Below are 23,269 nucleotides of genomic sequence, written 5' to 3'. Positions count from 1 at the left end.
GCCTGCCCGCGCCGCAGTGGGCGCGGGCGCCGGAACGACTTACTTCGCGCCCTTCGGGATGCTGAAGCAGTACATGCGATCGTCCTTCGACTTCACCCAGGCGGGAGTCGTGTAATAGGCGATGTTCTTCGCGCCCGGCTTGTCGCCGCTCTGCAACAGCGCAATCACCGCGTCGGCGATGGTCTGGCCCTGCACGTCGGCGCGATACGACAGGTTCGCGGAGAACGCGCCTTGCTCAAGCAGATCGCAATCGGCAGGCTGGCCGTCGCTGGCGACGAACACCTTCACCTTGTCGCCCATGTTGGCCGCCTTGATCGCCTGCGCCGCGCCCGCGGTTTGCGGTCCCCAGACGCTGAGGATCCCGCACAGCTTGGGATGCTGCTGCAACACGGTTGTCGTGATGTCGCCGGCCTTGTTGGCGTCCCAGCTGGTCGGCTGCGACGATACGACCTTGATCGACGGGTCGGTCTTGAACACCTCCATCGCGCCATTCTTCATGTCGAGCGAATAGGCCGCGGTCGCCTCGCCTTCAAGGATCGCAACCTCGCCGGAGCCCTTGCCGCCGCCACACTGATTGATGACCTCGCGCCCGATCTTGGTGCCGAGATCCTTGGCATCGACGCCGACATAGGCATCGGTCAGGGTGTTCGACGCCATGTTGACCTGCACGACATAGATGCCGGCGTCCATCGCACGCTTGAGCTCCTTGGCGAGCAGCGTGACGTTCGGATTTTGCACCACGATCACGTCGGGCTTGTCGTTGATATAGTCGCTGACGGTCTGAAGTTGGATGTCGGACTTCATGTTGGCGTCGCGGGTGACGAGCTTGATGCCGTAATCGTCGAAACGATCCTTCATCACGCGCGTCCATTCGGATTCCAGAACGCCCATCCAGACCGGCGACCAGGCCACCGTCTTGCCCTTGAGCGACTTGTCGAATTTGTCGCGCAGCTGGTCGCGCGGCCCGGCCGCCTGCGATGGCGCCGCCACCAGCGCGGCGGTTGCCACCATCGCCGCCAGCCCGATGCCGGCAAACGCCCTTCTGTGCACAGCTTTCGTCATGTCAATTCCTCCCCTGTTATGTCGGCCGACTGTTGCGGCCCGTTGGTTGATGCAGAGCTTTAATCGCCCTGCTTCGACGTCTCCTCGTCGCGCGGATGCAGCCGGGAATCGAGCAGGATCGCGATCAGCAGCACGACACCCTTGACGATGTTCTGGGTCTGCACGTCCATGTCCATGATGGTCATGCCGTTCAGCAGCACGCCGATCAGCAGCGTTCCGGCGATGACGCTCATCACGTTGCCGCGGCCGCCGACGAGGCTGACGCCGCCGAGCACCACAACCATGATGACGTCGAAAATGATCGTCGATTCCGCGACCTGGAGATGCATCAGCGCCGTCTGCGCGACCATCACGACACCGCCGACATATCCGATCGCAGCGCACAGCGCGTACTCGATCATGGTCAGCGGGCGGGTCGGCAGACCGGTCTGACGCGCGGCGTCGGGATTGTCGCCATGGGCATAGACGAAGCGCCCGATCACGGTGCGCGACAGGAAAAGATGCACGACGACCGCGGTGGCCGCGAAGATCAGGATCGAGATCGGAACGCCGCCCCAGATGTTGCCGCCGAGCCGCAGGAATTCGTCATGCCCCTTGGAAAGATAGACGACATAGTGCTGCACCGCTGTGGTGCGCACGATCCCCAGCACCGCCAGGCTCGACGCCAGCGTCGTCAACAGCGGCGGCATCTCGATCACCGAGATCAGAAACCCGTTCAGAATGCCGATGGCGATCGCCATCACGAAGCCGATCAGCAGCGCGACCGGCGTCGCGTAGCCCGAGTTCATCAGGATGATCGCGATCGCGGTGGAAGCGGCAAAGGAGGCGACTTGCGACAGATCCAGTCCACGCCCGATCACGACCACGGCCATGCCGAGCGCGAGAATGCCGAGTATCGAAATGTTGCGCGCCAGCGCGAACAGATTGCCCAGCGTCAGGAAGCCCTTCAGGAAGATCGAAAAAATGACGATCAGGACCGCGCACATCACCAGCACGGCCGTCGTCTGCGTCAATTTCGCCCCGCGCGCGCCCGAACTGCCGGTCACCGGGTCCTCCCAGGATTGATTTTATTGTGGGCGGAAATTGAACATAATGTATCCAGAAGTCAACATCCGTATCCAAGATTTGGACAGTAGCTGGTTTGACCGGAGGAGATATTCACACCTGAAATCCTCCATAACTATCTCTATCTACATAGATAAATGTATATTCTGGCGGCCGCGATCGAAGCGCATTTTCCGAGCTCGATCGGTCCTCTTGAAGCCGACATTGCTATATTGGATACATTCGGCTTGAGAGCCTGTCCCTAAGGTCAACTGGTCCTCATAGCGCCGTCACCCGCGGCGACGGAACGAAGCCGACGACGTTGCGGCAATCGCTCCTGGCCAAGGCCTGAAGATCGTGGCGAAAGAGAATGCCGAGACCGAGCTTTGACGCCGCCTTTCGCCCATCGAAGCCGCGCCAGGTGGAAGCCCGAGCGAACTGACGGCCGGTTTGAATTCTGTCTCGGCGCGCCCATATGCGTGGCAGGTTCGCAATCACTGACGGCACCAGATTGTCCGAGCAACTGTCGATGTTCGATGCGCCCGCCGCAGGACCGGCGGGTCTACACTACGCGCCGGATTTCATCTCCAAAGCGACCGAGGGCGAACTCATCCGCCACATCCGGGCACTTCCGCTTGCCCCCTTCCAGTTCGGACAGTTCGAAGGCAAGCGCCGCGTGGCTTCGTTCGGCTACCGGTACGACTATGGGTCGCGCCGACTGGAATGTGCCGAACCGATCCCCTCCTGGTTAAGCGGCATCGTCGCCGCGATCCAATCCTTCGGCGGCGCGTCGACCGAGATCGGGCAGATCCTGTGCACCGAGTATGATTGCGGCGTCGGTATCGGCTGGCACCGCGACAAGCCGCATTTCGACAGGATTTTCGGACTGTCCCTGGGATCCGCATGCAAGTTCCGCTTCCGACGCCGGACGGAAAACGGATGGGAGCGGTTCACGCTCGATGCGGCGCCCCGATCACTCTACCTGATGGCCGGTGATGCACGGCAGATATGGGAGCACAGCATTCCGCCGGTCGAGGCCCCCAGATACTCGATCACCTTCCGAACCATGGTCGAAACGGTGCGGGGCGCCAAAGCGTCGCGATGACCTTGGATTGCCGGTTCCAGCGCTCCGCTGCGCATCGCCGCATCAACCCTGATCGAGCGCTACTTCGATCCGATCGGAAGACGCAATCATGAGCGGAAGGTGCGACCAACGCCGCGCGAATGGTTGATGGGACGGGGGCGGACGAACTTGGGAAGTTCGTCCGCCGAGAGATCGCGCGCCCCCGGAGTGTCGATCGCGGGGAACGCAGCGGGCGTCTCACGCCGCTTTCGCAGCAGCCTTGTCGGCCGGTGCCGTTTCCATGGCGCGCATATAGAGATCGAGCAGCGATTCGCGCTCGTCACGCTCATCCTGGTCCTGCTTTCGCAGTTTGACGATCTCCTTGAGGATTTTCACGTCGAAACCCTCGCCCTTGGCCTCCGAAAACACTTCCTTCTTCTGCTCGTTCAGTTCCTGCAGTTCAGCGTCCAGATTCTCGATCCGCTCGATGAAGGAACGAATTTTTCCGCCGGGAATGGTGATGTCAGACATGGTGCCTCTTTGTTGAATGAGGCGGTGAAAATGAAAGCAAAGTGATAACCAATGTCTTAAGCTCCATCGGTCCTGTAGCGCGTCTATTCCGCGGCTTGCCGCGGTATTTCAGACCGCGATCCAGCTGATCACGGCCGCGGCCGACGTCCAGAGCGTCCATCCAAGGCCAAGCAGGGACATCACCGCGGCCGCCATTGCTACGGCCAGCAGCAGACCATCTTCCTGCAGGTAAGCGATCGCGATCAGGACGACCACAATCCCGGGAATGACATTGACCAGAGGCAGGGGCCAGCCCGCCAACAGACCCAGCAGGAACACGACCAACCCAACAAGCCGGTCAGTCACGTCATGGCGCGCGTTCCAGCGCGGCCGGCTGATGTTCTCGATCGCGCGCAGCAGCGGGCCCGCCCTGACGGTGAACCGCTTGAATCGCTTGAAGTCGAACGGCCGCTTCGACAGGAAGCGAGGAAAAGATGGAGCACTGTGCCCCAACATCATCTCGACCGCCGGAAACAGGAGGGCCAGCGTCGCAATTGTGGCCACGCCGGGGACGATCACGAGCAGCCCCAGCAACAGCAGGAGCAACCCGAACGAGCGCCTGTCCAGATGGCTGAGGAGCCATTCGAGGTCGACGGGGCCGTCAGGTGCTTGCGCGACGAGTTCTTCGAGGAGCTGGGAAGTACGGGTAGGCGCTGAGAGGGGAGCGGGCAAATGAAGCATTACCCGGTAACATGGTCGAACTCCGTATCGATTGCAACGAATGCCAGAGGCGCCTAGGAAGCATTGATGGACAACGATTCCGACCAGGCGTGGCACGGCCATGCGCCGAACAGCCCCCTGCCCGCCGGTCGCCGCCGCTGGCCGTGGTTTCTTCTGATCGTCGTCGTCGCCCTTGTCGGCGCCGGCAGCGTCTACGCCTGGCCCGAAGTCGCGGCATTGGTCCCCGCCATCAGCCACGAATCGTCCGGCGAGGCGATGACGACGAGCGACAAGGAGGCGTTGCCAACTCTCCTCGCGGCCCAACAGAAGCTCGAGGAAGACCTCGCCGCACTCGATCGGTCGGTAGCCGACGGGCAGGCGCAGTTGAAGGCCATTACCGACCAGTTGGCGGTCCTGACCTCGAAGGTCGAGGAGTTGCAGCATCTGCCCCCGCCGGCAGCGCCGCCGCCACCTGTTACGGCCGAGGTGCCGCGTGCCCCGATCGCGCCAACTACCCCGCAGCCGAGAAAGCCGCCGCCTCGGGCCGTCAGCCCTTCAGGTCCCGTTTCGATTGGCGGCGCACCGCTCAATGTCGCGCCCGGCGGCATAGCCCGTTGAGTTCAGAAATGCCCCAAACCGCATTCCGATATTTGGCTTGGGGTTTGATCCTGGGCCTCTTCATCGTCACCGATACGACGATGGCATTTCGTCCCCACACGTTGATATCGCCAAACGCCGATCGCTTTGTCGCCCTATTCGTTGTCGGAGCCGTCTTTTCCCTCGCCTATCCGAAGCATGTCCTGCCAATCCTGCTGGCACTGCTCGCCGTCATTGTCGGCTTCGAACTCATTCAAAAGCTGCTCGCCGGCAGGCATGGCTACATAAAAGACATATTCGTCAAAGGTGCCGGCTGCTGCGCAGGCGTTGTCGCCGCCACTGCCCTGAGACGCGCGCTTTCAGCGATGTCCAAGCCGACAGGCACCTCCTGACGTCCTGCGCCGCCTTTGCCCTGTTCGACGTTGGCGCAGAGGCACGTGTCGGCAACCTTCGGTCCAATCCATCATCAAACCTGCCTTGGCACGGGCAAGTCCGCTATTCAAATTGGACCGGCTCGGATCCGGGATAGGAATGAGCGACGAACTCGCAGAACGCGCGAGCCGCCGGAGAAAGCTTCGCCTTGTCCTTCCAGGCAAGCCCGACATCCATGGTGTGGACATCGTCATCGAGCGTCTTGAGATCGATGCGATGTCCTTCGAGCGACCAGGGACGGTAGACCATGTCGGACAGGATTGTAATTCCCATGCCGGTTGCGACCATGCTGCGAACCGCTTCGACCGACAGGGTCCGGAAGATGACGTTCGGCACGTACGCGGTATGCTGCCAGTAACGCATCGCGGAGCGTTCGGCTTCATCGACGGTCAACATCAGATAGGGCTCGCTCGCCAGGTCTGCCAGCTTGATGCTGTCCTTGCGAAGCAGCGGATGATTGACGCAGGTCCACAAGCGACGCGGCGAGCGCAACAAGAGCCGCGAGCGAATGGAGTGCCGGTCATGCAAGTTTGCAACCAGCATGATGGCTGCATCGACGCTACCGCTGATCAAGCTCTGCTCGATCGCGTCGCGCGGAAACTCGTGAAGACGCACCGTGATGCCCGGGAATGACCGCCAGAAGCGCGACAACAAGGGCGGCAGGAAATATCCAGCGATGGTGTAGCTGACGGCGACATCGACGGTGCCGTCCACTTGCATTCCCCAGCGATGCGGCCCGCGTATCGCATCCGATACGCTGGCCTCGATCGCGCGGGCACGCTGCAAGAACTCCCGTCCGTCAAAGGTCAGCGTCACGCCGTTCGAGTGACGGTCGAACAGCTTGTGGCCGAGCTCGGCCTCGAGCGCCTTGATGGACGCGGTGACCGCAGACTGCGTCACGCTGAGCGCCGCCGCGGCCGCCGAAACGCGCCCGGTCTCGGCGGTTGCGATGAAATGCCGAACCTGACGGAACGTCAGAGACATAAAAATTTCCGATATCAGCGAACGATATTTCGAATTTTACAATCCCCCGGCGGACCGGAAAAATCAATCCATCGGTTCGCGAGTGAGAGGCATTGAGGTCATGTCCGATGGTTTGGAGTTGGTCGCTCGCGATATCAGCGTCCAATTCGAAGGCCTGAAGGCGCTGTCCAACGTGACCTTGACCGTACCGCGGGGACGTATCGCCGGACTGATCGGTCCGAACGGAGCCGGCAAGACCACCCTTATTAATGTGCTGACGGGTTTCCAGCCGGTTGGCGCCGGAACCGTGGAACTGGAAGGCGAGACGCTGAATGGCATTGCAGCGCACAAGCTGCGCCGCAAAGGCGTGGCGCGAACCTTCCAGTCGGGCCGACTTTTCCGCGACCTGCCGGTGATCGACAACCTTGAGGTCACCGGCGTCGGCCTGGGCCAATCCCGTCCGGAGGCGATCGGTGAAGCCGAGCGCGTCATGGCCTGGCTCGGCATTTCGCATCTGTCCAACACCATCGCCGGCGCCCTGCCCTATACCGACGAGCGCCGCGTCGCGATCGGCCGCGCCATTATGTGCACACCGCGCTATCTGCTGCTCGACGAACCGGCGGCAGGAATGTCGGAGCATGAGAGCCGCGAACTTGCCGCCATCATCCGGCGGATCGCCGGCGAGCTCAATGTCGGGGTGCTGCTGATCGAGCACAATATCGGCCTCGTGCTCGAGCTCTGCGAGCGGATCTACGTCCTCGATTCCGGCGAGGTCATCGAAGCCGGCCCGCCCGCTCAGATCCGTGACAGCGATGCGGTCAGGCACGCCTATATGGGTACGCAGCGCGACGAGCTGCTTCCGGTCGCCGCCGAAGAGGCCGTCGCGTCATGACGCTGCTTGCCGTCGACGACATCACCGTCAGCTATGGCCGCCTGACGGCTCTCCGCAGCCTGACGCTGAAGATCGATGAAGGCGAAATCCTGTTCGTGACCGGCCCGAACGGCGCCGGCAAGTCGACCTTGCTCAACGCCATCGCAGGCGTCGTGCCACCGGGCTCCGGGTCCATCATGATCGATGGCGCAAAGATCACGGGTGCCGCACCCGAAGACATCGCCCGGCGCGGATTCTCCCTGGTTCCGGAGGGACGCAATGTCTTTGGCGCGCTGACGATCGAGGAGAATCTGAAGGTCGGAACCGGCATGCGCGCCGACCGCAAGAAGATCGCCGACGACCTGGATCAGGTCTACGAGGAATTCCCGATGCTGGCCGAGCGCCGCCACACCCCGGCGGGCATGCTCTCCGGCGGCCAGCAGCAGATGCTCGTCATTGGCCGCGCCTTGATGGCCGCGCCCCGCATCATGGCGATCGACGAGCCGTCGCTCGGCCTTGCGCCAAAGATCATCGACCAGGTCTACGAGATCCTGGTGCGGCTGCGGACGCAGCGCAAGCTCACACTTCTAATCGTGGAGCAGAGCTCGACGCGCGCCATGATGACGGGCGGACGGATGGTCCTGATCCGCGGCGGCCGCATCGTGCTCGAGGGCCCTGCGGCCGATATGGTCAGGGATGATCGTCTGAAGCAGTCCTATTTCGGCTTCGGAGATCATTGAGATGCGCGAGCTGCTCCAGATCATCTTCGATGCCCTCAGCCTCGGCAGCCTCTACGCCCTTGGCGCGCTCGGCATCGCCCTGATCTTCGGCGTGATGCGGCTCGTCAACTTCGCCCACGGCGATTTCATCGCGTTTTGCGTCTTCGCCATGCTGTGGCCGTCGATCGATGCGGCGGCGATCGTCTTTGCCGGGCAGCTGCCGTTCTATCTGTTGATCCCGCTGCTGCTCTTGATCGGAGCCGCGCTGTCGATCCTGTCGGAGATCGTCGTCTTCCGCCGCTTCCGCAATGCCAATCCGGCGACGATGATGATCGCTTCCTTCGCGCTCGGCTTCGTGATCCGGCATCTCCTGCTGATGCTGTTTTCCAGCCGGCCGAAGTCGATCACGCTGTGGCCGAGCCTCGGCCTGCCGGTCGAATTCCTCGGCGCTCACATCCCGATGCTCCAGGTCGTGACCATCATCATCACGCTGGCCGTGCTGGTGGTCCTCGTCCTGTTCCTCAAGCGCACGCGCTACGGGCTCGAGATGCGCGCGGCCGCCGACAATTTCACCATGGCGCGCATGCTCGGGGTCCGCGCCAACGGCGTGATCCTGCTGGCCTTCGCCATCAGCGGCATGCTGGCGGCGGCGATCGGCCTGATCCTGGCGACCAATTCCGGCACCGCCGACATCGGCATGGGCGCCAATGTGATGCTGATCGCGTTCATCGCGACCGTGATCGGCGGCCTCGGCAGCATTCCCGGCGCCGTTGCCGCCGGCTTCCTGATCGGTGCGGCCAGCGTCGTGTTCCAGGCGACCCTGCCGCATGACGCCAGGGTATTCCGCGACGCCTTCGTCTACGGCGCCGTCATCGTCGTCCTTCTGGTGCGGCCGCAGGGCCTGTTCGCACCGAAATCCGCCAAGCAGAGGGTCTGATCGATGTCGCAGCGGCCGTCCGTCATCCGGCAAACGATCATCACGCCGATCGTGCTGATCGTGGCGCTGCTCATCATGGCGGCCCTCTCCTATCAATTCGGCAGCCGGGCCTTCAACCGCACCGTGGTCGAGATGTTCATCAACATCATGGTGGTGGTCGGGCTCTACGTCTTCGTCGGCAATTCGGGCCTGCTGTCGTTCGGCCATATCAGCTTCATGTGCCTCGGCGCCTACATGACCGCCTGGCTCACGATTCCGCCGGTGATGAAGTCGATCACGCTCAAGGGCCTGCCGGCATGGCTGCTCCACACCCAACTGCCGATGTGGGTGGCGACGCCGATATCCGGACTGATTGCGGCACTGTTCGCGCTGATCGTCGGGCGGGTCATCATGCGCCTGTCGGGCATTGCCGCCTCGATCGCGACCTTCGGCCTGCTCGGCGTCATCAACAATGTCTATTCGAACTGGGATTCGGTGACGGGCGGACAGGGTTCGATCGTCGGCATTCCGCCCACCATGAATGTCTGGACCGGATGGATCGGCGGCGCCGTGACCATCGCGATCGCCTATCTCTACTCGATCTCGCGCTCCGGACTGGCACTGCGCGCCACGCGAGACGAAGCGGTCGCGGCCAGCGCCTCCGGCATCGACATTGTCCGCGAACGGTTGATCGCCTTCGTCGTCAGCGCGTTCATCATCGGGCTCGCCGGCGCGCTGTACGCGCATTTCCTGAGCATCGTCAATCCCGGCGCATTCTATCTGCGGACGACGTTCATCACGCTGTCGATGCTGGTGGTTGGCGGCATGTACAGCCTCAGCGGAGCCGTCTCGGGCGTGGTCGCGATCTCCGTGTTGATCGAGCTGTTCCGCAATCTCGAGAAGGGCATCAGCCTCGGCGGTCACACCGTCGGCCTGCCGAACGGTGTCCAGGAGATCGCGATCGGCATCATCACCATCGCGATCCTGATGTATTTGCCGACGGGACTGACCCGCAACCAGGAATTCTCCTGGCGTCGATGGCCGTTGCAGCGCCGCCTGACGCCACCGGTCCAGACCGCGCTGAAGGAACTGCACTGACGCTTGTTTGTACAATTGGAGGAGTGGGGATATGCGCTTTACGACATTACTCAGCATCTTGGCCGGAGCATCCGCGCTCTGGTTCACGCCGGCCCGGGCAGCCAACGAGATCGTTGTTGGGTTTGCGACCGCGGCATCCGGATTCATGCAAGCCTACGACAAGCCGGCGCAGGACGCGGCGCTGATCCGGATCGAGGAGATCAACAAAGCCGGCGGCCTGCTCGGCAAGAAGATCAAGCCCGTCTTTGCCGACACCAAGACCGATCAGGCCGAGGGTGCCAAGGCCGGCCTTGCGGTGCTCGACCAGGGTGCCGACCTCGTCATCGTCTCCTGCGACTATGATTTCGGCGCGCCCGCGGCGCTGCAGGCGCAGGCCGCCGGCAAGGTTTCCTTCTTCCTCTGTGCCGAATCGATCAAGGCCGGCATCCCCGGCGTCGGCCCGTTCTCGTTCTCGGCCTCGGTGCTGGCGCCGGTGCAGGGAGCGACCATGTCCGAATGGGCTTACACCAAGAAGAACGCACGCAGCTTCTATCGGCTGCTCGACAGCTGGACCGTCTACAACAAGGGCATCTGCGACGGCTTCGACTGGATGCTGCCGCGCCTGAAGGAGGCCAAGCTGGTCGGCAGCGACACCTTCAAGAACGACGATGCCTCGATCGCCTCGCAGATCACGCGCATCAAGAGCCTGCCGAAGGAGCCTGACGCCATCATGCTCTGCACGATGATGCCGGGCGCTGTCTCCGCCATCAAGCAGATCCGCGCCGCCGGCATCAAGTCGATGATCCTCAACGGGTCAGGTGTCGACGGCAGCTACTGGATGAACGCCGTTCCTGACCTCTCGAACTTCTACGTCCCGGTGCAGGGCTCGGTCTATGGCGACGATCCGAACCCGAAGGTCAACGAGTTCAACAAGAAGTACAAGGAGGTCACCGGCGGTGACCCCTCCAGCCAGTACGTCTATCCGGGCTACGTCCTGATCGACGTCTGGGCCAAGGCGGTCGAACGCGCCAAATCGACCGATGCGGCAGCCGTCGTGGCCGAGCTCGAGAAGATGAACAACGAGTCCACGCTGTTCGGGCCGCGCACCTTCACCAAGGACATCCACCACCAGAACCAGGGTCGCTACCTGATCGTCGACACCGAGGCCGGCAAGCCGCAGGTGATCGACCAGTGGACGATCTCGGAAAAGATCCCGCTCGACTATCTGGTGTCCAAGTAACCCGGCAATGCGCCGCCCTGGGTGCGCCAATCATACCCGGGGTGGCCTTCGCCGGTCATATGCAAAGCCAGTTGGAAGGAAATCAGGAGATGGTCGTGATCAACTGCGACATGGGCGAGGCCTACGGCCTCTACAAGATGGGCGACGACAAGGCATTGATGCCTCATATCGACGTCGCGAACGTCGCCTGCGGCTTTCATGCCTCCGACTTCAATCACATGCGCAAGACCGTGCAGCTCGCCAAGCAATTCGGCGTCAAGGTCGGGGCGCACCCGTCGCTGCCCGATCTGCAGGGATTTGGTCGCCGGGAGATGAAGATCGACCGCGAGGAGCTAGCCAATTGCCTGCTCTATCAGATCGGCGCACTCAAGGCCTTCCTGGATGCCGAAGGCATGGCGCTCAATCACATCAAGCCGCACGGCGCACTTTACGGCATGGCATCGCGCAACGAGGAGATCGCCGAAGCCGTGGCTGATGCCGCCGACGTCTACAAGGTGCCGTTGCTCGGCATGAAGGGAACGTTGCACCAGAAGGTCTACGAGCGGCGCGGTCATGCCTTCGTCGCCGAATACTATGCCGACCTCGACTACAATGCCGACGGCAGCCTGATCATCACCCGTGAGCACGAGGCGAAGGATCCGGCCGACGCCGCCACCCGATGCGCAAGGGCGGTCAATGAAGGCAAGACGCGCACGGTGGCGGGAAACGACATCGTGGTCGGCTCCGATTCGATCTGCATCCACTCCGACACGCCGAACGCCGTCGCCATCGCCGAAGCCGTCCGCGAGGCGGTGCGCCCTTATCTCACCGCGCGCTGAACCGTCGCGGCAACGAACCAAAGACTCTCAAGAGGAAACAATGGCAACGCAGCAGATCTTCTCGCCGCTCCCAGGCATCTTTTATCGCAAGCCCGCACCTGACAAGCCGGTTTACAAGAACGACGGCGACGCCGTCGCCGAGAGCGACACGATCGGGCTTATTGAGGTGATGAAATCGTTCAACGAGGTGAAAGCCGGCATCGCCGGCAAGATCGTCCGCTTCCTGGCCGAGAATGAAGATGCCGTGATGGCCGGCCAGCCGATCGCCGAAATCGACGTTTAGGGCTCTCCGACCAGCCATGGCGATCAAGAAGCTCCTCATAGCCAATCGCGGCGAGATCGCGGTGCGCATCATCCGCGCGGCGCGCGATCTCGGCATTGCAACCGTGCAGGTCTACAGCAAGGCCGACCAGGATTCGCTCGCGGTCAGGCTCGCCGACGAAGCGGTCGATATCGGTCCGCCGCAGGCGTCGAAATCCTATCTCAACCAGGCGGCCATCCTCGCCGCGGCGCGGAACACTGGCGCCGACGCCATCCATCCCGGCTACGGCTTCCTGGCCGAGAACGCCGAGTTCGCCGCCGCTGTCGAAGCGGCGGGATTGATCTTTGTCGGTCCGACCGCGCAATCGATCCGGCTGATGGGCGACAAGGTCGCGGCACGCGAGGCCGCCGCCGCGGCCGGGGTGCCGACCGTCCCCGGCAGCCAGGGGCGGCTGGAGTCGGCGGACGCGGCCTTCGCGCTGGTCGAGAAAACCGGCTTCCCCGTGATGATCAAGGCTGCCGCCGGAGGCGGCGGACGCGGCATCCGCATCGCACGGTCGCCCGAGGAGTTTCAGCATCTGATGCCGCAGGCACAGGCCGAGGCGCTCGCGGCCTTTGGCGACGGCGGGCTTTACGTCGAAAAGCTGATCGAAGGCGCGCGGCATATCGAGGTGCAGGTGCTCGGCGACGGACACGCCGTGATCCATTGCTTCGAACGCGAATGCTCATTGCAGCGCCGCCGCCAGAAGGTCTGGGAAGAAGCCCCCTCGCCCTCGCTCAGCCAGGCTGTGCGGGAGAGGCTCTGCACCTCGGCCGTGGCACTCGCCAGAGCGGTCAATTATCGCGGCGCCGGGACGCTCGAATACCTCTACGACGACGCCACCGGCGAATTCTACTTCCTGGAGATGAACACCCGCATCCAGGTCGAGCATCCGGTCACGGAAATGATCACGGGCATCGACCTCGTCCGCGAGATGATCCAGATCGCCGGCGGCGAACGCTTGCGCATCGGCCAGAACGAGATGCGCGTCAGCGGCCATTCGATCGAGGTCCGAATCAACGCCGAGGATCCTGCCAGAAACTTCCTGCCGAACCCGGGCACGGTGAGCGCGCTCAGCCTGCCTGTCGGCGACGGCGTTCGCTTCGACAGCATGCTCTATCAGGGCTACACGGTGCCTCCCTTCTACGACAGCCTGCTCGGCAAGCTGATCGTGCACGACAAGGATCGGCCGAGCGCCATGAAGAAACTCGAGCGCGCCCTTGCCGAGCTCACCGTCGAAGGCATTTTCACGACGAAGCCCCTGCACCAGGCGCTGGCGCGCGACGCCGACGTCCAGGCTGGACGCTTCCACACGGCATGGCTCGAACCCTGGCTTGAGTCCCATGCCGCCACGCTTGCCACCGCTCAGCCGCCATCAGCTGCGAAGGTCGCCTCATGATGGCGAGAGAATCCGCCCCGTCAGCAACAGGAGGCCGCTAGCATGCAAACTCGATTTTCCTTCGGCGGCGATGAGCACATTTTCGCCGAGGTCGGCGAAGCGATGTCGCTCGAGGCCTTTTTCAAGAGCCTGTTCATCACCAATGCGGTGCGCGATGCCAGGATCAAGGGTGTCACCGAGATCTGTCCGGCGAACGCGTCCTATCAGGTCAAGTTCGATCCGGAGCGGATCAAGCCCGACGATCTCCTCGCCGAGCTGAAGCGGCTGGATTCCGCATCCGAGAAATCGGAACCGGTGATCAAGACGCGGATCATCGAGATTCCCGTGCTCTACAACGACCCCTGGACCCGTGAGACCTTGATGCGCTTCCGCGAGCGTCACCAGGATCCCGACGGCACCGACCTCGAATACGCCGCGCGGATCAACGGCCTCGACAGCGTCGATGCCTTCATCAAGGCGCATTCCAGCGCGCCCTGGTTCGTCTCGATGGTCGGCTTCGTCGCCGGCCTGCCTTTCCTCTACCAGATGGTCGAGCGCAAGCGGCAGCTTCAGGCCCCGAAATATCTGCGCCCGCGCACGGATACGCCGAAGCTCACCGTCGGACATGGCGGCTGTTTCAGCTGCATCTATTCGGTGCGCGGCGCCGGCGGTTACCAGATGTTCGGCATCACGCCGATGCCGATCTATGATCCCAACCAGACCATCAGCTATTTGCGCGACTTCATGTGCCTGTTCAAACCGGGCGACATCGTGAAATGGAAACCGATCGACCGGGCAGCCTATGACGCCGCGGTCGCCGACGTCGACGCCGGCCGGTTTGCGCCCGTGATCCGCGACGTCTCGTTCTCGCTGACCGAGTTCAACCGCGACATTGATGGCTACAACAGCAAGCTCGATGGAGTTCTCCATGGCCGTTAGGGTTTTGAAGCCGGGTCTTGCGACCACCGTCCAGGACCTCGGACGTCCCGGCTATTATCACATCGGCATCCCGCTCTCCGGCGGCATGGACCGTCACGCGCTGGTCGCCGCAAATCTGCTCGTCGGCAATGATGCAGGCGCAGCCGTGCTTGAGGCGGTGTTCATGGGGCCCGAGCTCGAATTCACCGAAGACGCCACGGTCGCCGTCACCGGCGCGGAGCTGCCGCCGAAACTCGACGGCGAGCCGCGCGAGACCTGGACCAGCTTCAAGGTGAAGCGTGGCCAGATTCTCTCCTTCGACTTCCTCAAGCGAGGCGCACGCGGCTACATCGCGGTCGCCGGTGGCATCGATGTGCCCGTGGTGCTCGGCTCGCGATCGACCTACGCACTCGGTGCGCTCGGCGGCTTCAAGGGCCGCAAGCTCGAGGCCGGCGACGAATTGCCAGTCGGCCATGCCAGCGCAACGGTCAAGGACGGCCGCACCGTCGCCAACGATTTACGCGGACAACCGGCGGGAATGCCGACAGAGCTGCGCGCCATGCCCGGCCTCTATTGGCACCGCATCACCGAGGCCGCCGGCAACGGCTTCTTCTCCGACACCTGGAAGGTCGCGCCGGAAGCGGACCGCATCGGCTACCGCTTCAAGGGTGGCAAGGCGCTCGAATTCGTTCCGCGCGAACCGCCGTTCGGCGCCGGCTCCGATCCGTCCAACATCACCGATGCCTGCTATCCCTACGGCTCGATCCAGGTTCCCGGCGGCACCGAACCGATCGTGCTGCATCGCGACGCCGTATCCGGCGGCGGCTACTTCATGGTCGGCACCGTGATCGCCGCGGACATGGATCTGATCGGTCAGCTTCAGCCCAACACGCCGGTGAAGTTCGTCAAGGTCGACATGGATCAGGCGCTTGCGGCACGCAAGAGCCGGACCGAGCTGCTGGGCAAGCTTCGCAGCGCCATGGCGTAATCGCGAGGGCCCTGCCGCATCTGCCAACGGACCTCGGCCGCCGGCGCCGGAGCGATCGCGCATGGTCAAGTCTAAACCTGTGGCTGTCGATTGCGCGCTCGCACATCTGAGGTCTGTGCCACGGCGTGCTCTCCGCCGGACGGCACGAGAGTTGCAGCGGACAGATTCGGGCTGAGAAACACTGCTCATGAGTTGTGCAAACATCGGAACAACCGCGATGTCCGTTTCTCTGAAACAGATCCGCTACTTCGTCGCCGCCGCCGAGACCGGGCGGATCAGCCAGGCGGCCATCGATCTCAACGTCTCGCAATCCGCGGTCACCGCGGCGATCCAGCAGCTCGAGGCCACCGTATGCGCCCGCTTGCTGGAGCGCGCGCCGAACGGCGTAACCGTCACCATGGAGGGCAGCCGCTTCCTCTCCCAGGGCCGTCATATCCTCGCCGCCGTCGCCGAGGCGGTGCGCGACACGCAGATGTCCGCCGGCCCCCTGTTCGGGACGATCCGCGTCGGCGTCACCTACACCGTGTCGGGCTACTTTCTGCCGCGTCATCAGATGCGCTTCAAGGCGAGCTTCCCCGGAATCACGATCGAGCTGTTCGAGGCGCCGCGCGACGTGCTCGAACGCGCACTCGTCGATGGTGCGCTCGACCTCGCGGTGATGCTGGTCTCGAACCTGCGCGACAACGCCATGCTCACCAGCGAGACCTTGCTGCGATCGCCGCGCCGGCTGTGGCTTGCGCCCGAGCATCCCCTGACCCGTGCCGAGCGGGTCCACCTCGCTGACGTCGCGACCTATCCCTATGTCATGCTCACGGTCGACGAGGCCAAGCACACCTCGATGCGCTATTGGAACAATGCCTCACTCGAACCGAAGACGGTGTTCCGCACCTCCTCGGTCGAAGCCGTTCGCTCCATGGTCGCCGGCGGCATGGGGATCGCAATTCTGTCCGACCTGATCTACCGGCCCTGGTCGCTGGAGGGGCAGCGGATCGAGACCCGTGTCATCGAGGACGAGGTGCCCAGCATGGACATCGGTCTTGCCTGGCGTCGCGACACCAAGCCATCGGAGGCTGCGATGGCTTTCCGCGATTTCATGCGCTTTGCGGTTGCCGGCGTCGGGCCGGCCCGGCCCCCCGTCAGCATCGATCACCGGCACCAGGCCGAGGAGGCCATCGAAATCTAGAATATCAGTTTCCGTTTTATTCGACTTGACGCCGTCCGGCTGTCCTCGCCAAACTTTGCCCGGGGACACGACGACCGGAGGCACAGCCGGCGGCGGGAGTGAGACATGCAAGTCACCTACACGACCAACGACATCCCGCTGCAGACCCGCCGCCAGTACTGGCAGGAGGTCGTCTCGAAGACCTATTACTCGCTCGACCTGCGCTTCCCGAGCACGCGCGACTTCAATGCGCGCCTCGGCGCCTGGTCGATGGGCCCTGTCTCGGTGTCCCGCAACATCGCCAACGGCCTGCTGTACAAGCGGCATGAGCGGCATCTCCTGAGCGAGCGGGAGGAATCCTTCCTGATCACGGTGCCCGAACTCGCCGAAATCCGTTTCGAGCAGGACGGCAAGGTGGTGCATTGCCGCCCGGGCGCGTTCCTGATCGAGCGCAGCCACCTACCCTACGAGTTCAGCCATCAGGATCCGACGGCGCTGTGGTGTCTGAAGATCCCGAGCGCGGTGCTGCGCGCCCGCATTTCCCGGCCCGAGCGCCTTGCGACGCTGCAATTCGACGCCAGCCGCAGCGTCGGCGCGCTGTTCGTCGACACGCTGCGCCTGTCCGGTGAACGGATCGACGAAATGGACGAGACGGCGCGCACGATGATGGGCAAGCATCTGATCGAGCTGCTTGCGATGGCCATTGAATCCGACGACCGTGTGTTGACCGGTCACTCATCCTCCGTGCGCAACGGCCATTTGTTGCGTTGCGAGCAGTTCATCCGGGCCCGCCTCGACGATATGCGGCTGACGCCGCAGATGATCGCCGACGGCTGCGGCATTTCGCTGCGCTATTTGCACCAGATCTTCGAGGGCGAAGGCCTGACCGTCTGCGCCTATATCCGCAACCAGCGCCTTTCAATGTGCGACGCCCTGCTGCGCGATGCGAACTGCCGCAAGAGCATTTCGGAAATCGCCTATCAATGGGGCTTTGCCGACCAGGCGCAGTTCAGCCGCAATTATCGCGGCCGGTTCGGATGCACCCCGAGCGAGGCGCGCGCGATTTCGCGAACAGCCAACTCCTGAAGACTGGCCCTGCTGATCGATTCTTAGGCACACCGCCGCCGGTCTGGGCATGTAGGGGCACCGGCACGGTTCGCTCTCTCGCACAAATCTTCCTGCGCTCAGCGTCAAGAACGAAGGCCGCCGCTCTGCCTAAGATCGGCGAAACGCTCGTTCGAAAGGAAGAGGCATGGCGCAGAACCTTCGTGTGGCCGTCGATGTCGGTGGCACCTTCACCGACATCTGCATCATGGACGAGACGACCGGTCTCGTGCGCATCGAGAAGACCTCCTCCACGCGCGATCCGATCGAAGGGATCATGGGCGGCGTATCCAAGGCCGGCATCGACCTGTCCAAGGTGGCGCTGTTCTCGCACGGCACCACGATTGCCACGAACGCGCTGATCACCCGCCGCCTGCCGCGCACCGCGGTGGTCACGACCAAGGGGTTCCGCGACGTCATCGAGATCCGGCGCGCCAACAAGGAAGACCTCTGGGACACTTACAAGGACGTGGTCCGGCCCTATGTGCCACGGCGCGACCGCCTCACCGTGCCCGAACGCGTCGATGCTGCCGGCACGGTGATCGAACCGCTCGACGTCGAAGCCGCGCGCAGCGTCGCCCGCATCCTCAAGCGTCGCGGCGTCGCCGCAGTCGCGGTGTGCTTCATGAACGCTTATCTCAACGGCGCCAACGAGCGCGCCATGCGCGATATTCTGCTGGCCGAGATGCCCGATATTCCGGTCTCGATCTCCTCGCAGGTGCTTCCCGAAATCTTCGAGCACGAGCGGTTCTCGACGACGGTCGCCAATGCCGTGGTGAGCCCGGTCGTCGTCAACTACACCAGCCGGCTCGGCGAACGCCTCTCGGACGAGGGCTACACCCGCGATCTTCTGCTGCTGCACACCGGCGGCGGCGTGATGACGCCGGCGAGCGTGAAGGATTTTGCGGCGCGCCTTGCCGGCTCCGGCATCGCCGCCGGGGCCATCGCCAGCCGCCATATCGCCGGTCTTTGCGGTTTCCCCAATTCGATCGGCCTCGACATGGGCGGCACGTCGACCGACGTGTCGCTCGCCTATGAGGGCCAGTCGCGGATCACCAAGGACTGGCACATCGAGTTCGGCTATCCGATCCGCTTCGCATCGATCGAGGTGCTCACCATCGGTGCCGGCGGCGGCTCGCTGGCCTGGACCGATCCGGCCGGCTCGCTGCGCAACGGCCCGCAATCGGCCGGCGCCTATCCGGGACCGGCCTGCTACGGCAACGGCAATACGCAGCCGACCAACACCGATGCCAATGTGACGCTCGGCCGGCTTGGTACCGATCTCGCCGGCGGCAAAGTCAAGCTCGACCCCGAGCTGGCGCGGCAAGCGGTCGAGGGCGGCGTCGCCAAGCCGTTCGGCCTCGGCCTGCATGAAGCCGCAGACGCAATCGTCAAGGTCGCCAATGCCAACATGTCGGATGCGGTGCGCCTGATCTCGATCAGTCGCGGCTACGATCCACGCGATTTTGCGCTGGTGGCGTTCGGCGGCGCCGGTGCCCTGCATGGGGTCGACGTCGCACGTGAGCTGGCGATTCCCGTCGTGATCGTACCGCCCAATCCCGGCGTGACCTCGGCACTCGGTTGCCTGCTCGTCGACATGCAGCACGACTTTTCGCAGAGCTGCATGGCCGACGCCGCCGAGGCCGACGCCACCGAGATCGAGGCGCAGTTCGCCGAGCTCGAGAAAGCCGCGCTCACGCGGTTGACCCATGAGGGCGTCGCGCAGCAGGACATCGTGCTGCAGCGCTCGATCGACATGATGTATCGCGGCCAGTGGCGTTCGCTTGCCGTCAACGCGCCGCGGCCAATCGGCGCGATCGCCGATCTGGTGCAGAGCTTCCATGCCGAGCATCAGCGCGAATACAATTTCCGCCGCGACAGCGCACCGGTCAGCTTCTTCCGTCTCAATCTGAAGGCAGTGGGGGTGGTCCCTAAGGCCGAGTTTGCCGTCCACGAGCCGACCGGCGCTAGCCCCGAGCCGGTCAGCCGCCGCAGGGTCTGGTTCGAGGGCAGCGGGCTCGATACACCCGTCTATCGGCGCGACGACCTGCCCTGCGGCTTCTCCTTTCAAGGCCCCGCGATCATCGAGCAGGTCGATGCCACCACCGTCGTCCCGCCCGGCGCCGCCGCTGAGGTCGACAGATATCTCAACATCATCATCCGCGTGAAGGAGTGAACCATGGCCGGAGCTCTCCCGCTCGATCCCGTGACCTTCGAGGTTCTGAAGAACTCCTTCATCACCAGCGTCGACCAGATGGGCGAGCAGGTCTTGAGGACCTGCTACTCCTTCGTCATCTACAATCGCGACTTCTCGAGCGCGCTGCATGACGCCAACGGCGAATGTGCCGCGCAGGGCAACCAGGATATTGCCGTCCACGTCGGCACGCTGCATTTCACCTGCAAGGATGTCATGCGCCATTTCGAAGGCGACATGCATGAGGGCGACGTTTTCGCCATCAACGATCCCTATGCCGGCGGCACGCACTTCTCCGACGTGCGGCTGATCCGTCCGATCTTCGCCGACGGCAAGATCATCGCCTTCAGCCAGTCCAACGGACACTGGTCCGACGTCGGCGGCAGCGTGCCGGGATCGTTCGACGTCGCCGCCCGCGAGATGTTCCGCGAGGGCCTGCGCATCACGCCGGTCCGGCTGTTCGATAAGAACGGCCTGCGCAAGGACGTCGCGCATCTGATCGCCTCGAACACGCGCGACCCGGCCTCGATCATCGGCGACATCCAGGCACAGGCCGAAGCCACCGCCGTCTGCGAACGCGAGATCCTGCGACTGGTCGGCAAATATGGCCGTGATACCGTCGAGACCGGGCTTGCCGCCGTCCAGGACTATGTGGAGCGTTCGGCGCGCCAGCGCATCGCGGCGCTCCCCGACGGCGAATGGGAAACCGTCGACTTCATCGACCGCGATCCGGCCGGCGGCGAAGGCATGATCCCGATCCGCATCAAGATGACGATCAAGGGCGATCGCGCGATCTACGACTTCACCGGCAGCCATCCAACCATCGGCTCCATCTACAACTCGGCGTTCGGTGCAACCTTCTCTGCCGTTGCCGCCGGCATGAAGACTTTCTTCCCCGACCTGCCGCTCAATTCCGGTTTCTACCGCTGCTTCGAGATCATCGCCCCCGAAGGATCGATCGTCGACGCCAAATGGCCGATCGCGGTCACCGGCTTTCTGATGCCGTTCGAGAAGATCATGAACTCGATCTACGAAATGTGGTCGAAGCTGATGCCGAAGCGCGCGCTCGCTTGCGCGTTCAATCTCGAATATCTGCTCACCGGCGGGCTCGATGCCCGCAGCTCCGACAAGCCGATCTTCATGTTCTATGACTGGCTGCCCGGCGGCTGGGGCGGGCGCAACGGCAAGGATGGCAGCAATGTCACGACCGCCTGCTTCGGCACCGGCTTGATGTCGCAGCCGGTCGAAGGCCAGGAGCGCGCCAACCCGATCCTGACCACCGAATGCGAGATCCTCAAGGACTCGCCCGGCCCCGGCAAGTGGCGCGGCGGCGCCGGCGTGGTGAAGACGTCGCGGATGCTGCAGGCCGAGAAAACCGTGATCTCCTATATCTGCGACCGCGAGCGCGCGATCGTGTGGGGCATCGAGGGCGGCCTGCCGTCGATGCCGCACGGCCTGACCCTGAAGCGCGCCGGCAGCACGGCCGCGGAGCGGCTCGGCTCGATCTTCTCGGACGTCCCGATCGGCGAAGGCGACACTTTCTCGCGTCCGACCGCCGGCGGCGGCGGATTTGGCGATCCGCTGGAGCGCGATCCGAACCTCGTCGTCGAGGATATCAAGGACGACTATGTCTCGGTCGAGCGTGCCGCCAAGGACTATGGCGTCGTGGTGCACACCATCGACGCCGAGCTCTGTAACTACGAGGTCGACAAGGTCGCGACCGAGGCGCTCCGTGCGAAGATCCGCTCCGAGCGCGTTGCCAATGTTCGGCTCGATCCGGAGCTGGTGGCGCAACGCTATCGCAGCGGGGCAATCGACGCGCTCGACGCGATCCGCAAGCACGCGGTGATCCTCGATTGGGGCACCGGTGCCTTGCTTCCCGAATCCACGCGCCAGTTCCGCGAGGTGTTTGAGCGGCGCTCGGTCGCGATGTGGAAAGCGGGCTGATTGTCATCGGCATCCGCGCCGCCGGCAGACGGTGCGCTCTATCAACAAGAGGATTAAAAGCCGCCCCCTGCACTTTCATTCAAACCATGAGGATTGCGCTATGACGATCACGACGTGCCTGTCTTCCCACCGACTGTCGCCGATCCGCTCCGTGCTCGGCATGGCCGCGGCCCTCGCGCTTGCCGGCACTGCTACTCCGGCGACGGCGGGAGCCGAGACGCCGTGGTTTCCGATGAAGGTCTACGACGCGTCGTCCGGCACGCCGAAGCCGGCCGAGTACACGCCGCTGCCGAAGGCCGAGAAGCCCTACAGGCTCTGCGTGCTGTTTCCGCACATGAAGGACAGTTTCTGGGTCGCCGTCGCCTATGGCATCGTCAAACAGGCCGAGGCGATGAACGTCAACATGAACCTCTACGAGGCCGGAGGTTACGAGAATCTGCCGAAACAGCTGTCGCAATTCGATGACTGCATGGCGAGCGGACCGGATGCCATCATCGTCGGCGCCATCTCCGGCGCAGGCCTCAGCAAGAAGTTCGAGGAAGCCAAGGCCAAGGGCGTGCCGGTCGTCGGCGTCACCAACCCGCTGCCGCCGAACGCGCTGCCCGCGGCCAACTACGTCGATTTCGTCGCCATGGGCGAAGTCACCGGCGACGGCCTGCTGGCGCAATCCAAGCCCGGCGACAAGCTCAACATCGTGACGTTCCCCGGTCCGGCCGGCTCTGGCTGGGCGGAGTCGTTCAACGAAGGCTTCAAGAAGGCCGTTGCCAAGAACCCGAATGCCAAGATTCTGGCCGAGAAATTCGGCGACTCCGGCGTCGCCGTGCAGCTTCAGCTCATTCAGGACGCCTTGCAGGCCTATCCCGGCATGAACGTGATCTGGGGCACCGCCCCCACCGCTGAAGCCGCCATCGGCGCCGTTGCCGAGGCCGGCCGAAGCGACCTGAAGATCGTATCGTCTTACGAAAACCAGGCCATGCTTGACGCGCTCAACCGCGGCGACATCCTCGCCTTCGCAACCCAGTATCCGGTCGGAGAAGGCGCCGTCGCGATCGATCAGGCAGTGCGTCTCATCGAGAAGAAGCCGGTCATGAGCCTTGTCCAGCCGATCGCCGCTGTCATCGACAAGACCACCGTACCGAAATTGCAGATGGACCTCGTGCTGGCTCCGGCGAGTTGGACACCGGTCTATTCGGTCAAGGCCAAGTAAGCCGCTCGCGAATGGTGCCGGGTGGGAGCACGTGCTCC

Annotated in this window: 23 protein-coding genes; 18 read left to right on the top strand and 5 right to left on the bottom strand. The window is 63.6% G+C overall.

Translation table 11 applies throughout. The annotated features are described in order from the left end of the window. Nucleotides 1-39: 39 nt before the first annotated feature. Together J6525_RS20675 and J6525_RS20670 are read right to left on the bottom strand one after the other, a co-directional pair. Nucleotides 40-1,062, bottom strand: a complete 1,023-nt coding sequence (locus J6525_RS20675) for a sugar ABC transporter substrate-binding protein (RefSeq protein ID WP_225646072.1) — start codon at nt 1,060-1,062, stop codon at nt 40-42. Between the two features lie 59 nt (nt 1,063-1,121). Further along, complete coding sequence (locus tag J6525_RS20670; protein WP_057017121.1) at nt 1,122-2,108, bottom strand: ABC transporter permease; 987 nt, start codon at nt 2,106-2,108, stop codon at nt 1,122-1,124. 527 nt (nt 2,109-2,635) lie between these two features. Here J6525_RS20670 and J6525_RS20665 point away from each other — a divergent pair. Beyond that, nucleotides 2,636-3,211, top strand: coding sequence for an alpha-ketoglutarate-dependent dioxygenase AlkB (locus J6525_RS20665; RefSeq protein ID WP_225646136.1), 576 nt, complete (start codon nt 2,636-2,638; stop codon nt 3,209-3,211). Nucleotides 3,212-3,427: 216 nt separating this feature from the next. Here J6525_RS20665 and J6525_RS20660 read toward each other — a convergent pair whose 3' ends face one another. Both J6525_RS20660 and J6525_RS20655 read right to left on the bottom strand, forming a co-directional pair. Beyond that, nucleotides 3,428-3,700 (bottom strand): DUF2312 domain-containing protein, encoded by a 273-nt coding sequence (locus J6525_RS20660; protein ID WP_016842183.1) that lies wholly within the window; start codon nt 3,698-3,700, stop codon nt 3,428-3,430. Nucleotides 3,701-3,808: 108 nt separating this feature from the next. Further along, on the bottom strand, nt 3,809-4,420 hold the full coding sequence (locus J6525_RS20655) for an exopolysaccharide biosynthesis protein (RefSeq protein ID WP_225646071.1): 612 nt from the start codon (nt 4,418-4,420) through the stop codon (nt 3,809-3,811). A 66-nt stretch (nt 4,421-4,486) separates the two neighbouring features. On the opposite strand from J6525_RS20655, the gene J6525_RS20650 reads away from it, so the two are divergent. Both J6525_RS20650 and J6525_RS20645 read left to right on the top strand, forming a co-directional pair. Further along, nucleotides 4,487-5,017, top strand: a complete 531-nt coding sequence (locus J6525_RS20650; RefSeq protein ID WP_225646070.1) for a hypothetical protein — start codon at nt 4,487-4,489, stop codon at nt 5,015-5,017. 8 nt (nt 5,018-5,025) lie between these two features. Then, a complete protein-coding gene (locus J6525_RS20645) occupies nt 5,026-5,388 on the top strand; it encodes a hypothetical protein (protein ID WP_225646069.1) in 363 nt (120 codons plus the stop codon). Between the two features lie 103 nt (nt 5,389-5,491). On the opposite strand, the gene J6525_RS20640 is transcribed toward J6525_RS20645, so the two are convergent. Continuing rightward, entirely contained in the window at nt 5,492-6,412 is a 921-nt protein-coding gene (locus J6525_RS20640) for a LysR substrate-binding domain-containing protein (RefSeq protein ID WP_076826285.1), read from the bottom strand. Nucleotides 6,413-6,512: 100 nt separating this feature from the next. Between J6525_RS20640 and J6525_RS20635 the strand changes: the two genes are divergently transcribed. From J6525_RS20635 to torT, 15 genes are all read left to right on the top strand, one after another. Continuing rightward, on the top strand, nt 6,513-7,283 hold the full coding sequence (locus J6525_RS20635; RefSeq protein WP_225646068.1) for an ABC transporter ATP-binding protein: 771 nt from the start codon (nt 6,513-6,515) through the stop codon (nt 7,281-7,283). Next, nucleotides 7,280-8,002 (top strand): ABC transporter ATP-binding protein, encoded by a 723-nt coding sequence (locus J6525_RS20630; RefSeq protein ID WP_225646067.1) that lies wholly within the window; start codon nt 7,280-7,282, stop codon nt 8,000-8,002. The genes J6525_RS20635 and J6525_RS20630 overlap by 4 nt, the downstream gene beginning before the upstream one ends. 1 nt (nt 8,003) lies before the next feature. Continuing rightward, nucleotides 8,004-8,918 carry a branched-chain amino acid ABC transporter permease gene (locus J6525_RS20625; RefSeq protein WP_057017115.1) on the top strand — a complete coding sequence of 305 codons (915 nt, stop codon included), beginning with the start codon at nt 8,004-8,006 and terminating at the stop codon, nt 8,916-8,918. A 3-nt stretch (nt 8,919-8,921) separates the two neighbouring features. After that, the gene (locus J6525_RS20620) at nt 8,922-9,995 is read left to right on the top strand and encodes a branched-chain amino acid ABC transporter permease (protein WP_225646066.1); all 1,074 of its coding nucleotides are present in this window, start codon (nt 8,922-8,924) and stop codon (nt 9,993-9,995) included. A gap of 31 nt (nt 9,996-10,026) precedes the next feature. Then, nucleotides 10,027-11,214, top strand: coding sequence for an ABC transporter substrate-binding protein (locus J6525_RS20615; RefSeq protein WP_028345052.1), 1,188 nt, complete (start codon nt 10,027-10,029; stop codon nt 11,212-11,214). Nucleotides 11,215-11,303: 89 nt separating this feature from the next. After that, entirely contained in the window at nt 11,304-12,032 is a 729-nt protein-coding gene (gene pxpA, locus J6525_RS20610) for a 5-oxoprolinase subunit PxpA (RefSeq protein WP_028345053.1), read from the top strand. A 40-nt stretch (nt 12,033-12,072) separates the two neighbouring features. After that, the gene (locus tag J6525_RS20605; RefSeq protein ID WP_018270951.1) at nt 12,073-12,315 is read left to right on the top strand and encodes an acetyl-CoA carboxylase; all 243 of its coding nucleotides are present in this window, start codon (nt 12,073-12,075) and stop codon (nt 12,313-12,315) included. Between the two features lie 16 nt (nt 12,316-12,331). After that, complete coding sequence (locus J6525_RS20600) at nt 12,332-13,732, top strand: acetyl-CoA carboxylase biotin carboxylase subunit (protein WP_225646065.1); 1,401 nt, start codon at nt 12,332-12,334, stop codon at nt 13,730-13,732. Between the two features lie 42 nt (nt 13,733-13,774). Continuing rightward, nucleotides 13,775-14,650 carry a 5-oxoprolinase subunit B family protein gene (locus J6525_RS20595; protein WP_225646064.1) on the top strand — a complete coding sequence of 292 codons (876 nt, stop codon included), beginning with the start codon at nt 13,775-13,777 and terminating at the stop codon, nt 14,648-14,650. Continuing rightward, nucleotides 14,640-15,617 (top strand): 5-oxoprolinase subunit C family protein, encoded by a 978-nt coding sequence (locus J6525_RS20590; protein ID WP_225646063.1) that lies wholly within the window; start codon nt 14,640-14,642, stop codon nt 15,615-15,617. The genes J6525_RS20595 and J6525_RS20590 overlap by 11 nt, the downstream gene beginning before the upstream one ends. Before the next feature lie 217 nt (nt 15,618-15,834). Beyond that, on the top strand, nt 15,835-16,800 hold the full coding sequence (locus J6525_RS20585; RefSeq protein WP_225646062.1) for a LysR family transcriptional regulator: 966 nt from the start codon (nt 15,835-15,837) through the stop codon (nt 16,798-16,800). Nucleotides 16,801-16,905: 105 nt separating this feature from the next. Then, a complete protein-coding gene (locus J6525_RS20580) occupies nt 16,906-17,865 on the top strand; it encodes an AraC-like ligand-binding domain-containing protein (RefSeq protein WP_225646061.1) in 960 nt (319 codons plus the stop codon). 166 nt (nt 17,866-18,031) lie between these two features. Beyond that, entirely contained in the window at nt 18,032-20,059 is a 2,028-nt protein-coding gene (locus J6525_RS20575) for a hydantoinase/oxoprolinase family protein (protein ID WP_225646060.1), read from the top strand. A 3-nt stretch (nt 20,060-20,062) separates the two neighbouring features. After that, entirely contained in the window at nt 20,063-22,024 is a 1,962-nt protein-coding gene (locus J6525_RS20570; RefSeq protein WP_225646059.1) for a hydantoinase B/oxoprolinase family protein, read from the top strand. A gap of 100 nt (nt 22,025-22,124) precedes the next feature. Next, on the top strand, nt 22,125-23,231 hold the full coding sequence (gene torT, locus J6525_RS20565) for a TMAO reductase system periplasmic protein TorT (RefSeq protein WP_092084540.1): 1,107 nt from the start codon (nt 22,125-22,127) through the stop codon (nt 23,229-23,231). Nucleotides 23,232-23,269 lie beyond the last annotated feature (38 nt).

The sequence above is a fragment of the Bradyrhizobium australafricanum genome, assembly GCF_020329495.1.
GTDB lineage: Bacteria > Pseudomonadota > Alphaproteobacteria > Rhizobiales > Xanthobacteraceae > Bradyrhizobium > Bradyrhizobium australafricanum.
This window is presented reverse-complemented; position numbering and strand designations above follow the sequence as displayed.